Source organism: Streptomyces sp. NPDC048560 (assembly GCF_040650955.1).
Taxonomy (GTDB): domain Bacteria; phylum Actinomycetota; class Actinomycetes; order Streptomycetales; family Streptomycetaceae; genus Streptomyces.
Map to the genome: position 1 here is coordinate 338916 of NZ_JBEZIJ010000005.1, position 14891 is coordinate 353806.

General features: G+C 70.7%; 12 protein-coding genes. 4 read left to right on the forward strand and 8 right to left on the reverse strand.

Features of this window, described 5'->3' with window-relative positions; genetic code table 11:
- Window positions 1–57: 57 nt before the first annotated feature.
- Entirely contained in the window at window positions 58–1194 is a 1137-nt protein-coding gene (dnaJ, locus tag AB0C82_RS16570) for a molecular chaperone DnaJ (protein ID WP_362841766.1), read from the reverse strand.
- A complete protein-coding gene (gene hrcA, locus AB0C82_RS16575; RefSeq protein WP_185300934.1) occupies window positions 1195–2211 on the reverse strand; it encodes a heat-inducible transcriptional repressor HrcA in 1017 nt (338 codons plus the stop codon).
- Between the two features lie 164 nt (window positions 2212–2375).
- On the opposite strand from hrcA, the gene AB0C82_RS16580 reads away from it, so the two are divergent.
- Together AB0C82_RS16580 and AB0C82_RS16585 are read left to right on the forward strand one after the other, a co-directional pair.
- Window positions 2376–3098, forward strand: a complete 723-nt coding sequence (locus AB0C82_RS16580; protein WP_362841768.1) for an MBL fold metallo-hydrolase — start codon at window positions 2376–2378, stop codon at window positions 3096–3098.
- 25 nt (window positions 3099–3123) lie between these two features.
- Window positions 3124–3942, forward strand: coding sequence for a DUF3097 domain-containing protein (locus tag AB0C82_RS16585; RefSeq protein ID WP_362841770.1), 819 nt, complete (start codon window positions 3124–3126; stop codon window positions 3940–3942).
- Between the two features lie 206 nt (window positions 3943–4148).
- Here the strand turns inward: AB0C82_RS16585 and hemW are convergent, their stop codons facing one another.
- From hemW to lepA, 4 genes are all read right to left on the reverse strand, one after another.
- Window positions 4149–5390 (reverse strand): radical SAM family heme chaperone HemW, encoded by a 1242-nt coding sequence (gene hemW / locus AB0C82_RS16590; protein WP_362841772.1) that lies wholly within the window; start codon window positions 5388–5390, stop codon window positions 4149–4151.
- Between the two features lie 39 nt (window positions 5391–5429).
- Window positions 5430–7418 carry an ATP-binding SpoIIE family protein phosphatase gene (locus AB0C82_RS16595; RefSeq protein WP_362841774.1) on the reverse strand — a complete coding sequence of 663 codons (1989 nt, stop codon included), beginning with the start codon at window positions 7416–7418 and terminating at the stop codon, window positions 5430–5432.
- Window positions 7419–7637: 219 nt separating this feature from the next.
- On the reverse strand, window positions 7638–9527 hold the full coding sequence (locus tag AB0C82_RS16600) for an AMP-dependent synthetase/ligase (protein ID WP_362841776.1): 1890 nt from the start codon (window positions 9525–9527) through the stop codon (window positions 7638–7640).
- Window positions 9528–9806: 279 nt separating this feature from the next.
- Window positions 9807–11681, reverse strand: a complete 1875-nt coding sequence (gene lepA / locus AB0C82_RS16605) for a translation elongation factor 4 (RefSeq protein ID WP_362841778.1) — start codon at window positions 11679–11681, stop codon at window positions 9807–9809.
- A 217-nt stretch (window positions 11682–11898) separates the two neighbouring features.
- Here lepA and rpsT point away from each other — a divergent pair, with 217 nt between their 5' ends.
- Complete coding sequence (gene rpsT / locus AB0C82_RS16610) at window positions 11899–12165, forward strand: 30S ribosomal protein S20 (RefSeq protein ID WP_362841779.1); 267 nt, start codon at window positions 11899–11901, stop codon at window positions 12163–12165.
- Between the two features lie 369 nt (window positions 12166–12534).
- Here the strand turns inward: rpsT and holA are convergent, their stop codons facing one another.
- On the reverse strand, window positions 12535–13521 hold the full coding sequence (gene holA / locus AB0C82_RS16615) for a DNA polymerase III subunit delta (protein WP_362841780.1): 987 nt from the start codon (window positions 13519–13521) through the stop codon (window positions 12535–12537).
- A gap of 77 nt (window positions 13522–13598) precedes the next feature.
- Here holA and AB0C82_RS16620 point away from each other — a divergent pair, with 77 nt between their 5' ends.
- Complete coding sequence (locus AB0C82_RS16620; RefSeq protein WP_362841782.1) at window positions 13599–13844, forward strand: hypothetical protein; 246 nt, start codon at window positions 13599–13601, stop codon at window positions 13842–13844.
- Between the two features lie 151 nt (window positions 13845–13995).
- Here AB0C82_RS16620 and AB0C82_RS16625 read toward each other — a convergent pair whose 3' ends face one another.
- Window positions 13996–14850 (reverse strand): arylamine N-acetyltransferase, encoded by an 855-nt coding sequence (locus AB0C82_RS16625; RefSeq protein WP_362841784.1) that lies wholly within the window; start codon window positions 14848–14850, stop codon window positions 13996–13998.
- Between the last annotated feature and the right edge of the window lie 41 nt (window positions 14851–14891).

Sequence of the window (14891 nt, forward strand, 5' to 3'; positions counted from 1 at the left end):
CGGTACTGGACCGAGGGGCGGTGCGGGGTATGGCTTCCGGTGGTGCCGAACCGGCGGTCAGCGACCGTTGAACGCGTCCTTCAGCCGGGAGAAGAGCCCCTGCTGGCCTGGCTGGAACTGCCCGGTGGGCCGCTCCTCGCCACGCAGCTGCGCGAGCTCGCGCAGGACCCGCTCCTGTTCCGCGTCGAGCTTCGACGGGGTCATGACCTCGACGTGCACGATCAGGTCGCCTCGCCCGCCGCCCCGCAGATGCGTGATGCCGCGGCCGTGCAGCGGAACCGACTGACCGGACTGCGTGCCCGGCCTGATGTCGATCTCCTCCATGCCGTCCAGCGTCTCCAGCGGCACCTGGGTGCCGAGGGCCGCCGCCGTCATGGGGATGGTGACCGTGCAGTGCAGGTCGTCACCGCGCCGCTGGAACACCGAGTGCGCCAGTTCGTGGATCTCGACGTAGAGGTCGCCGGCCGGGCCGCCGCCGGGGCCGACCTCGCCCTCGCCCGCGAGCTGGATGCGGGTGCCGTTGTCGACACCTGCCGGGATCTTCACCGTGAGGGTGCGCCGCGAACGGATACGGCCGTCTCCGGCGCACTCCGGGCAGGGCGTCGGCACGACCGTACCGAAGCCCTGGCACTGCGGGCAGGGCCGTGAGGTCATGACCTGGCCGAGGAAGGACCGGGTGACCTGCGAGACCTCGCCACGGCCGCGGCACATGTCGCAGGTCTGCGCGGAGGTGCCGGGTGCGGCGCCCTCACCACTGCAGGTCGTACAGACGACCGCCGTGTCGACCTGGATGTCCTTGGTCGTGCCGAAGGCGGCCTCGGAGAGGTCGATCTCCAGCCGGATCATGGCGTCCTGGCCGCGCCTGGTCCGCGAACGGGGCCCGCGCTGGGACGCCGTACCGAAGAACGCGTCCATGATGTCGGAGAAGTTGCCGAAGCCGCCCTGTCCGAACCCGCCCGCGCCACCGCCGCCCGAGGCGGACAGCGGGTCGCCGCCGAGGTCGTAGACCTGCTTCTTCTGGGCGTCCGACAACACCTCGTAAGCGGCGTTGATCTCCTTGAACCGCTCCTGGGTCTTCGGATCCGGGTTGACATCCGGGTGCAGCTCGCGGGCGAGCCTGCGGAATGCCTTCTTGATCTCGTCCTGAGATGCGTCGCGGCGCACGCCGAGTACGGCGTAGTAGTCCGTGGCCACTTACGACTCCGCCAGGATCTGTCCGACGTAACGTGCCACTGCGCGTACCGCTCCCATCGTTCCGGGGTAGTCCATGCGGGTCGGTCCGACCACGCCGAGTTTGGCGACTGCCTCGTCGCCCGAACCGTAGCCGACCGCGACCACGGACGTGGAGTTGAGGCCCTCGTGGGCGTTCTCGTGACCGATACGTACGGTCATGCCCGAGTCCTTGGCCTCGCCGAGCAGCTTCAGCAGCACGACCTGCTCCTCCAACGCCTCCAGCACCGGCCGGATCATCACAGGGAAGTCGTGCCCGAAGCGGGTGAGGTTGGAGGTGCCGCCGATCATCAGCCGCTCCTCCGTCTCCTCCACCAGAGTTTCGAGAAGGATCGAGAGGACCGTGGAAACGGTTCCTCTGTCCTCGCCCTCGAAGGACTCCGGCAAGTCCTGCACCAGCTGGGGGACATCCGCGAAACGGCGTCCCACGACGCGGCTGTTGAGCCGCGCCCGGAGGTCCGCCAGCGATGTCTCCCCGAAGGGCACAGGGCAGTCGATCATACGCTGTTCGACCCGGCCGGTATCCGTGATCAGTACGAGCATCAGCCGGGCGGGCGCGAGCAGGAGCAGTTCCACGTGCCGCACCGTCGAACGGGTCAGCGAGGGGTACTGCACGACGGCGACCTGCCGGGTCAGCTGCGCGAGCAGCCGCACCGTCCGGCCCACGACGTCGTCGAGGTCGACCGCGCCGTCGAGGAAGTTCTGAATGGCCCTGCGCTCCGGCGACGACAGGGGCTTGACGCCCGCGAGCCGGTCGACAAAGAGCCGGTAGCCCTTGTCCGTGGGAATGCGCCCCGCGCTGGTGTGGGGCTGGGCGATGAAGCCCTCGTCCTCCAGCACCGCCATGTCGTTGCGGATCGTGGCCGGGGAGACCCCGAGCTTGTGCCGCTCGGTCAGTGCCTTGGAGCCGACGGGCTCCTCGGTTCCGACGTAGTCCTGGACGATGGCGCGCAGCACTTCGAGTCTGCGTTCGCTGAGCATCGCGCACACCTCCAGCTGTGGTTCTCCGTTACGGCCTGGCACTCTGTGCGTTCGAGTGCCAGCAATCCCCCCGGTCAGTGTACGGGGGCGGGGTGCCCCCCGGGCAAGGGCGACCGGCCACGCCGTCGCGAGACTGCGCAGGTCGTTGCGGATAGCGTCGTTGTATGGACGTCTCTTGGGAAGAGCTGGGCTGGGAGCGGTTGGGCAACGGTGTGGGACGGCGGCGCCTTCCCGTCTGGGACGCGACGGCCGCGCTGGTGGCGGGAGCGGACCGTGTCCTGCTCTTCGACACGGGTTCCTCACTGCGCGAGGGTGCGGAGCTGCGCTCCCAGGCGCAGCGGCTGCTCGGGCGGAGGGTGACGCATATCGCACTGAGCCACCCCCATTTCGATCATGTCCTGGGCACCGCCGTGTTCGCCGGCGCCGAGGTGTTCGGGGCGGTCGGCGTCGCCGATCTGCTCCGGAACGGGGCGGACGAGCTGCGCAGCTCGGCGGTGCACCACGGGGTGCCGGAGCGCGACGCGGCGGAAGCGGTGGACGTGCTGGTCGCCCCGCACCACGAGGTGTGCGGGGAGTGGACGCTCGATCTGGGCGGCGGGCTCCAGGTGCTCCTGGCCGATGTGGGGCCGGGGCACAGCGGCTACGACCTGGCCGTACTGGTGCCTGGTTCGCCCGCCGTGGTGTTCTGCGGCGACCTGGTCGAGCAGTCCGGTGAGCCGCAGGCGGGCAGCGACGCGGTCCCCTCCCGCTGGCCGGCGGCCCTGGACCGGCTGCTGGCCCTGGGCGGCGAGGACGCGGTGTACGTACCGGGGCACGGGGCGGTGGTGAACGCCGCTTTCGTACGGATGCAGCGTGATCAACTGGCCGCTCGGTTCGGCGTGTCGTGACCGCCCGCCGCCGTATCGTCGTCCGATGCGCAGCTACCAGCCGGACCTGACCCCGCCGTGGAAGAAGTCCGTACCGGCCCCCGAGGTCCCCGCCGAGCCCGATCTGGTCGTCGAGGAGGCCGCCACCGGCTTCTGCGGGGCGGTGATCCGCTGCGAGAAGACGGCCCAGGGCCCGACGGTGACCCTGGAGGACCGCTTCGGCAAGCACCGGGTGTTCCCGATGGAGCCCCGTGGCTTCCTGCTGGAGGGCCGGGTGGTCACTCTGGTACGCCCCACCTCCACGGCCCCCGCCCGCCCCGCCCGTACGGCCTCCGGCTCGCTTGCGGTCCCGGGGGCGCGCGCACGCGTGGCGCGGGCGGGCCGGATCTATGTGGAGGGCCGCCACGACGCGGAACTGGTGGAGCGGGTCTGGGGCGACGACCTGCGGATCGAGGGCGTGGTCGTCGAGTACCTGGAGGGCATCGACGACCTCCCCGCGATCGTCCGCGGCTTCTCCCCGGGCCCGGACGCCCGGCTGGGCGTACTGGTCGACCACTTGGTCCCGGGCTCGAAGGAGTCCCGCATCGCCGCCCAGGTCTCGGGCGGCGACGTCCTGGTGGTGGGCCACCCGTACATCGACGTCTGGGAGGCGGTGAAGCCGTCCTCGGTGGGCATCCCCGCCTGGCCGAGGGTCCCGCACGGCCAGGACTGGAAGACGGGCGTGTGCCGGGCCCTGTCGTGGCCGGAGAACACGGGCGCGGCGTGGCAGCGCATCCTGTCGACGGTGCGCTCGTACCGCGACCTGGAGCCGGAACTGCTGGGCAGGGTGGAAGAACTGATCGACTTCGTCACGGCCCCGGAGTAGCGACGCGAACACCAACGGGGCACAACTCAGCCCAGCCACCCCGGCCCGCCCCGGCGATTGAGTACACCTTTCAGCCTGCCCGTGAAGAGCACGACTCACCCCAGCCACCCCCGGCCCGCCCGGCGATTGAGGGCATCCTTCAGCGCGTCCGGCGATCGAGGACCGGGGCCCGGGGCCGGGCCAGCGCGCCGTAGCCCCCGCAGGCTTCAGTCCACCAGGTCCCGGACCACCGCGTCGGCCAGCAACCGCCCCCGCAGCGTCAGCACGGCCCGCCCCGCCGCGAACGCCTCGCCCTCAAGCAGCCCGTCCCCCACCGCACGCCCCGCCGCCGCCAGCCCCGCCGGAGCCAGCAACGACAACGGGCAGCCGTCCACCAGCCGCAGCTCCAGCAGAATCCGCTCCACCCGCCGGTCCTCCGCGGAGAGGACCTCGCGTCCCGCCCCCGGCGACCGGCCTTCGGCCAGGGCCTGCGCGTACGCGCCCGGGTGCTTCACGTTCCACCAGCGCACGCCGCCCACATGGCTGTGGGCGCCGGGCCCGGCGCCCCACCAGTCGGCCCCGCGCCAGTACAGCTCGTTGTGCAGGCACCGCCCCTCCGGCGTCCGGGACCAGTTCGACACCTCGTACCAGGAGAAGCCCGCCGCGGCCATCGCCTCGTCCGCGATCAGATAACGGTCCGCGTGCGCGTCGTCGTCGGTCATCGGGATCTCGCCGCGCCGGATGCGCCGCGCCAGCTGCGTACCCTCCTCGACGATCAGCGCGTACGCCGACACATGGTCGGGCCCGGCGCCGATGGCCGCGTCCAGCGTGGCCCGCCAGTCGTCGTCCGACTCCCCGGGCGTGCCGTAGATCAGGTCGAGGTTGACGTGCTCGAAGCCCGCGTCCCGCGCCTCGGCGACGCACGCCTCGGGCCGGCCCGGCGTATGCGTACGGTCGAGGATCTTCAGCACGTGCTGCTTCGCGCTCTGCATCCCGAAGGAGACCCGGTTGAAGCCGCCTTCGCGCAACGCCGCCAGGTACGCCGGATCGACGGACTCCGGATTGGCCTCCGTCGTCACCTCCGCGTCGTCCGCCAGCCCGAACTCGTCACGGATCGCCCCGAGCATCCGTACGAGGTCGGCGGCGGGCAGCAGCGTCGGCGTCCCGCCCCCGACGAAGACCGTGCGGACCGGACGCGGGTCGTCGCCCAGCACCTTGCGGGCCTGACGGACCTCCTCGATCAGGTGCGCCGCGTAGTTGTCCCGGGAGGCCAGCGCACCGCCGGAGCCGCGCAGCTCGGTGGCCGTGTAGGTGTTGAAGTCGCAGTACCCGCAGCGCGTCGCGCAGTACGGGACGTGCAGGTAGAAGCCGAGCGGTCGGTCGGCGGCGCCGTCCAGGGCGTGGCTGGGCAGCGCCCCGTCGTCGGGCACGGGCTCACCATCGGGCAGTACGGAAGGCATACCGTCCATTGTCACTCGCCGCCGGACCTGCCCCGCACACCCCGCGTCTCAGTCGACCTGGAGCACCAGGAGGGCGAGATCATCGTCCGGCGGCTGCTCGGCGAAGTCGTGGACGGCCCGTTTGATGCGGTTCGCGATCCCCTCGGCAGGCAGCCCCGCGCAGCCCGCCAGGGCGCGCGCCAGCCCGTCCCCGTCATCGAACATGGCCGGTCCTGACCGGCGCTCCGTCACCCCGTCGGTGACACAGAGCAGACTCTCGCCCGGCGCCAGGTCGAAGCTCTGGCTCTCGTACGCGACGTCCTCGACGACGCCGAGCAGCACCTGCGGCTCCGCGGCGGGCCGCACGGAACCGCCCGGGCTCAGCAGCAGGGGCAGCGGATGCCCGGCACTGGCCACGGTGCAGCGCACACCGCCGCCGGGGAGCGGCACCACCTCCCCGTACAGGAGGGAGAGGAACCGGGACTGCGAGCTGTCCAGGATCTGCTGGCCGCCCGCCGCCGCGACCATCAGCGCGGCGGCCTCGGCCGCTTCCATGGCGTCGTCGAGGAGCAGCCGGTTGAGCCGGTCCAGGACCTTGCCGACGCCGAAGCCCTCGCGGGACAGGAGCCGCAGCCAGGGCCGGGCGAGGCCGGTGACGACGGCTGCCTCGGGGCCGCTGCCCTGGACGTCGCCGAGGACGAAGCACCAGCGGTCGCCCGGACAGGGGAAGATGTCGTAGAAGTCACCGCCCACCACACCGTCGTCGCCCGGTTCGTATACCAGGGCGCTGGTGACGCCGGGGATCTCGGCGACCTTGCTGGGGAGCAGTCCCCGCTGGAGGATGCGGCTGATCGTGGCCTGCCGGGTGTAGGCGCGGGCGGCTCCGACGGCGAGTCCGACACGGCGTACGAAGTCCTCGATGAGTGAGGCCACGTCGTCGGGGACCCGGGCGACGCCCTCCCGGCCGACGAGCACGGTGCCGAGCGTGCGTCCCCCCGCGGTGATGCGGTAGGCGAGCGCGGCCCCGTCACGTCCTCTGGGGAGCGGCTCCGTGCCGTCGTCCCGCGTCCGCGCCCCCGGGTCCCCGGCTCGGCTCCCGAAGTCCTCCAGGGCCTCCCCGGTGCCGTCCCCGGGCCACGGCACGGGCACCGGGCCCGTACCGGCGCTGCCGGGCAGTCTGAGCGGTTCCTTCTCCAGCACCGTACGCAGCTGTTCGGTCCCGTTCTCGTCGCTGTGCCAGACGCGGGCCAGCCGGGGGTCCGCCGCGGGCCCGGCTCCCTCGCTCTCCAGCCAGATCGCGCACCAGTCCGCGAGCCTCGGTACGAGCAGCTGGCCCGCTATGGCCGCCACCAGGTCCTCGTCGAGCTGGCCGGCCAGCAGATCGGACGCCTCGGCGAGGAAGGAGAGCGCCGCCCTGCTGTCCCAGTCCGCGTCGTCGCGCTCGATGCGCCGGGACGCGGGGGCGAGTATCTCCGCCGCGCGCAGTCCGTGCTGCACCGACACCTCCTCCGACGGACCGGCCGCCCCGCTCCAGTCGTCGACGCGGAGGCGGGCCCAGACGGTCTTGAGGCCGGTGCGGTAGGTGATGCCCCAGGACTCGGCGAGCGTGGCGACGAGGTGTAACCCCCGGCCGTACTCCGCGGGGTCGGGAGAGGCCGCGCGCCCGGTCCCGGACGCGGTCCCCTCGCCGCGCACGGCGCGCGCGGGGTGGTGGTCGGTGACTTCCATCACCAGGGCCGCCGTCTCACTCCCGGACGCCTCTTCGAGGCGCAGGAGCAGCTCGACCGTCGTACCGGCGTGCACGACCGCGTTGGTGACGAGCTCGTTGGCCACGCTCACCGCGTCGTCGGCGAGCCGGTCGCTGAATCCCACGGCGGCGGGCACGCCGAGCCCCGTCCAGTCCGCGAGAGCGGCGCGGACGAACCCGCGCGCCGCGGAGGGTGTCAGGGCGATTCCGGGCAGGCTCGTGCGAACCACCGGGCGCGGATCGTCGCGGTGACCCGCGGTGGCGGTGACGGGACGGTGAACGATGTCCCGCTGCAAGGGGATTGGCCCCACGGTGCGGCTCCTACCGGGTCTCACGAGATGCGGCCGACGACACACGACAGAGTGACAGACCGATCGCGCGCATAAGCACCGAGTTACCGAAGTGGGAAAAGAAGTGGCGGCGGACGAACAGGAGATGAGCTCCGGGAAACGCGAAGGGGCCGGTGGGTGATCGGCCCCACCGGCCCCGTTCCCGCGTACGTGTCCCTCACACGCGGTCCCTCACACGTGTCACGCCTCGCGTGATCCTTCGTACATGTCCTCGATGAGCTGCTTGTACTCGCGCTCGACCACCGGCCGCTTCAGCTTCAGGCTCGGGGTCAGCTCACCGTGCTCGATGTCGAGGTCACGCGGCAGGAGGCGGAACTTCTTGATGGTCTGCCAGCGCTGGAGGCCCTCGTTGAGGCTCTTCACATAGCCCTCGACGAGCTCCACCGTCTGCGGCGCCGCCACGACCTCCGCGTACGACTTGCCGCCCAGGCCGTTCTCGGCGGCCCAGCCCAGCAGGGTCGGCTCGTCGAGGGCGATGAGGGCGGTGCAGAAGTTACGGTCCGCGCCGTGCACCAGGATGTTGGAGACGAACGGGCACACCGCCTTGAACTGGCCCTCGACCTCCGCCGGCGCGATGTACTTGCCGCCGGACGTCTTGATCAGGTCCTTCTTGCGGTCGGTGATCCGCAGATAGCCGTCCACGGAGAGCTCGCCGATGTCGCCCGTGTGGAACCAGCCGTCGGACTCCAGCACCTCGGCGGTCTTCTCGGGCAGCCGGTGGTAGCCCTCCATCAGGCCGGGGCCGCGCAGCAGGATCTCGCCGTCCTCCGCGATGCGGATCTCGGTGCCGGGGAGCGGCTTGCCGACCGTGCCGGTGCGGTAGGCCTCGCCCGGGTTCACGAAGGAGGCGGCGCTCGTCTCGGTGAGCCCGTAGCCCTCCAGGATGTGGATGCCGGCGCCCGCGAAGAAGAACCCGATGTCGGGGGCGAGCGCCGCGGAGCCGGAGACACAGGCTCGGAGCCGGCCGCCGAAGGCGTCACGGATCTTGGCGAAGACCAGCGTGTCGGCGACCTTGTGCTTGGCGCCGAGCGCGAAGGGCACGGAGGCCTTGCCGGTACGGCGGAAGTTGTCCTGCGACACCTTCGCGTACTCCCGGGCGACCCCGGCGGCCCACTGGAAGATCTTGTACTTGGCACCGCCACCGGCCCGGGCCTTGGCGGCGACCCCGTTGTAGACCTTCTCGAAGATCCGGGGGACGGCGGCCATGTACGTCGGCTGGACGACCGGGAGGTTCTCGATGATCTTGTCGACACGGCCGTCGACCGCGGTGACGTGGCCGACCTCGATCTGGCCGGAGGTGAGGACCTTGCCGAAGACGTGCGCGAGCGGCAGCCACAGGTACTGGACGTCGTCCGTGGAGAGGTCGACGGCGGTGACCGTGGCCTTGGCCATGTACGACCAGTTGTCGTGCGGCAGCCGTACGCCCTTGGGGCGGCCGGTGGTCCCCGAGGTGTAGATCAGGGTCGCGAGCTGGTCGGCGGTGATCGCCGAGACCCGGTCCGTGACCGCGTCGGGGTTCTTCTCCAGGTACTCGGCGCCCTTGGCCTCCAGGTCCGCGAGGGTGAGGAGCCAGCCCTCGGGGTCGTCGGCGGAGGGCTCCACGCCTGCGGAGTCGATCACGACGACGTGGGCCAGGTCCGACAGCTCGGAGCGGCGCTCCCGGGCCTTCGCCAGCTGGGCGGCGTCCTCGGCGATCAGGAAGCGGCTCTCGGAGTCCGTCAGGATGAAGGCGGACTCCTCGGCGTTCGTCGAGGGGTAGATCGTGGTGGTGGCGGCACCCGCGCACATCACGCCGAGGTCGGCGAGGATCCACTCGACGCGGGTGGAGGAGGCGAGCGCGACCCGCTCCTCCGGCTGCGCGCCCAGCGCGATCAGGCCGGCCGCGATGGCGTAGACCCGTTCGGCGGCCTGCGCCCAGCTGAGCGACTTCCAGTCGTCGGGGCCCTGGCCGGACGCGGCGGGCACCGGGTAGCGGTACGCCTCTCCGTCCGGCGTTGCGGCCACGCGCTCGATGAAGAGATTCGCCACGGAGGGCGGTCGGTTATCGATCAGGGTCTTTGTGTCGCTCACGACGTCCTCCGGGCCTGCGGCATAGCTACGACCGGTTAAGTAATGGTGCTTCAGGTGCCTGTTTGTGTCCTGCTCTGTACCTGCTGTGTACGCGCTGCGCGTTCCCGCTCGATCACGCTTGTTTAACTGGCGAGTAACCACCGAGCCGTGATCAGGGTAGAGCGCACACGTCCGCCGCGTAAGGGGCAACAGGCCGCAGCTTTGATAACGAACAGGCCCCCGTGCCGCAGGGTGCTGCGGCACGGGGGCCCGGAGAACTACTCATCGGTACGGCGGGGGCTACTTCTTCGCCTTGCCCTCGCCGGCCGACTCGTCCGTCGACAGCACGGAGATGAAGGCGTCCTGGGGAACCTCCACGTTGCCGACCATCTTCATGCGCTTCTTGCCTTCCTTCTGCTTCTCCAGCAGCTTCCGCTTACGGGAGATGTCACCGCCGTAGCACTTGGCGAGGACGTCCTTGCGGATGGCGCGGACGGTCTCACGGGCGATGACCCGGGAGCCGATGGCGGCCTGGATCGGCACCTCGAAGTTCTGCCGCGGAATGAGCTTCTGCAGCTTGGCGACGAGCCGGACGCCGTACGCGTACGCCTTGTCCTTGTGCGTGACCGCGGAGAACGCGTCGACCTTGTCGCCGTGCAGCAGGATGTCGACCTTGACGAGCTGGGCGGACTGCTCGCCCGTGGGCTCGTAGTCGAGCGAGGCGTAACCGCGGGTCTTGGACTTCAGCTGGTCGAAGAAGTCGAAGACGATCTCGGCGAGCGGAAGGGTGTAGCGGATCTCCACCCGGTCCTCGGAGAGGTAGTCCATGCCGAGCAGGGTCCCGCGACGCTGCTGGCAGAGCTCCATGATCGCGCCGATGAACTCGCTGGGAGCCAGGACCGTGGCGCGCACGACGGGCTCGTGCACCGCGTCGATCTTGCCCTCGGGGAACTCACTCGGGTTGGTGACGATGTGCTCGGTGCCGTCCTCCATCTCGACGCGGTAGACCACGTTCGGGGCGGTGGCGATGAGCTCGAGACCGAACTCGCGCTCCAGGCGCTCACGGACCACGTCGAGGTGGAGCAGTCCGAGGAAGCCGACACGGAAGCCGAAGCCGAGTGCCGCGGAGGTCTCCGGCTCGTACACCAGGGCGGCGTCGTTGAGCTGGAGCTTGTCGAGTGCCTCGCGCAGGTCCGGGTAGTCCGAGCCGTCCAGCGGATACAGGCCGGAGAACACCATCGGCTTGGGGTCCTTGTAGCCGCCCAGCGCCTCGGTCGCCCCGTTGTGCAGGGAGGTGATGGTGTCACCGACCTTGGACTGCCGGACGTCCTTCACACCGGTGATGATGTAGCCCACCTCACCCACGCCGATGCCGTCGGCCGGGGTCATCTCCGGGGAGGAGACACCGATCTCCAGCAGCTCGTGGGTGGCGCCCGTGGACATCATCCTGATGCGCTCGCGCTTGTTGAGCTGACCGTCGATGACACGGACGTAGGTGACGACACCGCGGTAGGGGTCGTAGACCGAGTCGAAGATCATCGCGCGGGCGGCTTCGTCGGCCTTGCCGACGGGGGCCGGGACGTCCCGCACCACCCGGTTCAGCAGGGCGTCCACGCCGACGCCGGTCTTCGCGGAGACCCTGAGGACGTCCTCGGGCTGGCAGCCGATGAGGTTGGCCAGCTCCTCGGAGAACTTCTCGGGCTGCGCGGCCGGCAGGTCGATCTTGTTGAGCACCGGGACGATGGTGAGGTCGTTCTCCATCGCGAGGTAGAGGTTGGCGAGCGTCTGGGCCTCGATGCCCTGCGCCGCGTCCACCAGCAGGACCGTGCCCTCGCAGGCGGCGAGCGAACGGGAGACCTCGTACGTGAAGTCCACGTGGCCCGGGGTGTCGATCATGTTGAGGATGTGGGTGGAGCCCTGGTCCTCACCCACAGTGGGCGCCCACGGCAGACGGACCGCCTGGGACTTGATGGTGATGCCGCGCTCGCGCTCGATGTCCATCCGGTCGAGGTACTGAGCACGCATCTGCCGCACGTCGACCACGCCGGTCAGCTGAAGCATCCGGTCGGCAAGCGTCGACTTGCCGTGGTCGATGTGGGCGATGATGCAGAAGTTGCGGATCAGCGCCGGGTCGGTACGGCTCGGCTCGGGCACGTTGGTAGGAGTCGCGGGCACGCAGGGTCCTGATTCTTGAGACGCCGAACGCCGTGTCTCGGGTCGATGTCGGGTCGGTCGGATCGATACGTAAGCTCTATCGTCCCACGCCTGCGGGGCAGCGACCGGTTTGGGCCGGTCGGACGGCGGCTGGTACCGTGGGCAGCTGTGCCTCGTGGCCCTCAGAAGCGGCGTGGCGCACATAGAAGATCCAACGAACCTGAAAAGGCTCTATCTCGTGGCGAACATCAAGTCCCAGATCAAGCGGAACAAGACGAACGAGAAGGCGCGCCTGCGCAACAAGGCCGTCAAGTCCGCTCTCAAGACCTCGATCCGCAAGGCCCGTGAGGCTGCCGCTTCCGGCGACGTCGAGAAGGCCACTGTGGCCGTCCGTGAGGCGTCGCGTCAGCTGGACAAGGCTGTCTCGAAGAACGTCATCCACAAGAACGCTGCCGCCAACAAGAAGTCGGCGCTCGCGCTCAAGGTTGCCGCCCTTCAGGGCTGAGCTACTGATGTGATCGCCGGAACGGACACAGCGGGCCCTCTCTCCCGCTCCTGACCGGCACCCCGCGCCGCACACCGAACCTGCGTTCGCCACGCGGGTGCGGCGCACCAAGTCTTGAAACCGAAGCCCCGGAACCGCCCTCCCCAGGACGGACCGGGGCTTTTGGTATGCGCCGCCTCGCTCGCGGCACTTTCCCGAGGCGCTGGTCGGCGCTTGAGGACACCCTTTAGCCCGTCCGGCGCCCAGGTACGCCGCTTGAGGCCCGTCCGGCCCGTACTGCCCGTCCGGCCCTGTCCGGCCCGTCCGGCGCTTGAGGACAACGCGTGGAGCGGCCGCCCCGCTACCGGCCGCCCAGGTACCCCGGTACCGCTACCGACCCGCCCGCGCGGCTCGCGCGACAGCGACCACGGCCTTCTCCAGGGCGTACTCCGGGTCGTCCCCGCCGCCCTTGACCCCCGCGTCCGCCGCCGCGACCGCGCGCAACGCGTCCGAGACCCCGTCCGGCGTCCAGCCCCGCATCTGCTGTCGCACCCGGTCGATCTTCCACGGCGGCATACCGAGCTCACGGGCCAGATCCGCAGGCCGCCCGCCCCGCGCCGAGGAGAGCTTCCCGATCGCGCGGACCCCCTGGGCGAGGGCGCTGGTGATCAGGACCGGGGCGACGCCGGTCGACAGCGACCAGCGCAGGGCCTCCAGGGCCTCCGCCGCCCGGCCCTCGACCGCGCGGTCCGCGACGGCGAAGGAGGACGCTTCGGCGCGCCCCGTGTAGTAGCGCCCGACGACCGCCTCGTCGATGGTGCCCTCGACGTCTGCCACCAGCTGGGAGGCCGCGCTCGCCAGCTCCCGCAGGTCGCTGCCGATGGAGTCCACCAGCGCCTGGCACGCCTCGGGTGTCGCGGAACGGCCCAGCGCGCGGAACTCCGACCGTACGAAGGAGAGCCGCTCGGCCGGCTTCGTGGTCTTGGGGCAGGCGACCTCGCGCGCACCGGCCTTCCGGATCGCGTCCAGCAGCCCCTTGCCCTTGGCCCCGCCCGCGTGCAGCAGCACGAGGGTGATCTCCTCGGCCGGCGCGCTCGCGTACGCCTTGACGTCCTTGACCGTGTCGGCGGAGAGATCGTGGGCGTTGCGCACGATCACCACCTTGCGCTCCGCGAAGAGCGAGGGGCTGGTCAGCTCGGCGAGAGTGCCCGGTTGCAGCTGGTCGGAGCTGAGGTCGCGGACGTCCGTGTCGGCGTCGGAAGCACGGGCCGCCGCCACCACCTGCTGCACGGCACGGTCGAGGAGGAGATCCTCCTGGCCCACCGCGAGGGTGATGGGGGCGAGCAGGTCGTCGGTGGAATTCCTTCTGGTGGCCATCGCGCTCCAGCATCCCACGGCCCACTGACACCCGGCCCTGCGGTCAGGCGCCCTCGCGCGTACCCGAGAATGGGCGGGTGAGCGATGTGAGACATGTACTGGTGCTGCCTGACCGCGATACGGCCGAGGAGGTGACCGGCGAGCTTTCGGACCGCTTCGGCGTCACCGAGGAGCCCCAGCTCGTACGGGACGCCCTGGCCGGTGAGGACGACGCCGAGGACGCCCAGTGGCTGGTGGTCGTGGAGGACGCCTCCGGCCGGCTCGACCCGGCGGCGCTCGACGCGTTCGCTGCGGAGTACGAGGGGTGGCTGGAGCGCCCTTAGAGCGCGCCCGTCAGCCCTTGGGGGCGGTCCGCTGCCCGGCCGGCGGCCGAACAGGCTGCGTACCCCCATTGGGCATGTCTGACATACCCACTCGATCACTGATGTGACGTCCGAGGCAGGCAGTGCCGCCCGGAAGGGCTGCGCAGAGGTGTTACCGAGAGTCCGAATCGAACACCTGCTTCCGCACCTCAGGGAGTTGTCCGAGCGCCAGCCCGAAGTGGTCCCGGTAGGCGGCGAGTACCTCGGCGTCGGTGGCCAGGGGGGTCTCGTGCCGCACACCCCGCACCGTCGTGACGAGCTTCCGGCCGCTGAGCGTGACCCGTCCGCCGTCGGTGACCCGGGAGCAGACGACGGACCGGAGGAAGTGGGAGTCGGGCGAGGTGCGGTGGTACCAGGCACCCACCCGGAAGTCGGCCAGCGCCCTCGGCCGCAGATCGAGACGGAACTCGCGTGAACCGTCGTGCAGCAGATCCACGTCGCCCTGCGGCGCCTCCCTGAACCGGAACGCACCGCGCGGGTCCTCCTGCTCGGTCCGGTCGTCCAGCGCGAGCGGCCACTGGGCATGGTCGCCGAACCCGACGTCGGCCAGCCAAGGCCCCGTACCGTCGTCCGTCTCGACGCGCAGCGCCATGTGGTCGTACGGGATGCCGAGCCGGCCACCGTCGCCGAACACCCGGGCCTGGAGCAGCGTGACGCGGAAGCCGAGGGCGCGCAGCAGGTACGCGAAGGCGCCGTTCAGCTCGTAACAGAAGCCGCCGCGCCGGGCCCCCACGATCTTGTCGAGGAGGGCGCCGTCCTCCAGGACGATGTCCTCGCCGAGGTGGACCGAGATGTTCTCGAAGGGGACCGCGGTCAGATGACGCAGCTGGAGCTCGCGCAGGGCGCCCGCGTCGGCGCGCTTCGGGCGTTCGGCGCCGATGCGCTCCAGATAGGCGCCGACCCGGGCTTCCGTGGACGTGCCGGCGGGCTCGGGGCCAGTGTGCAACTGAGGTGCGTCCGGATTCATGACGCGAGTCTGTCCCGGGCACCCACCTCCGCGCCACCGTT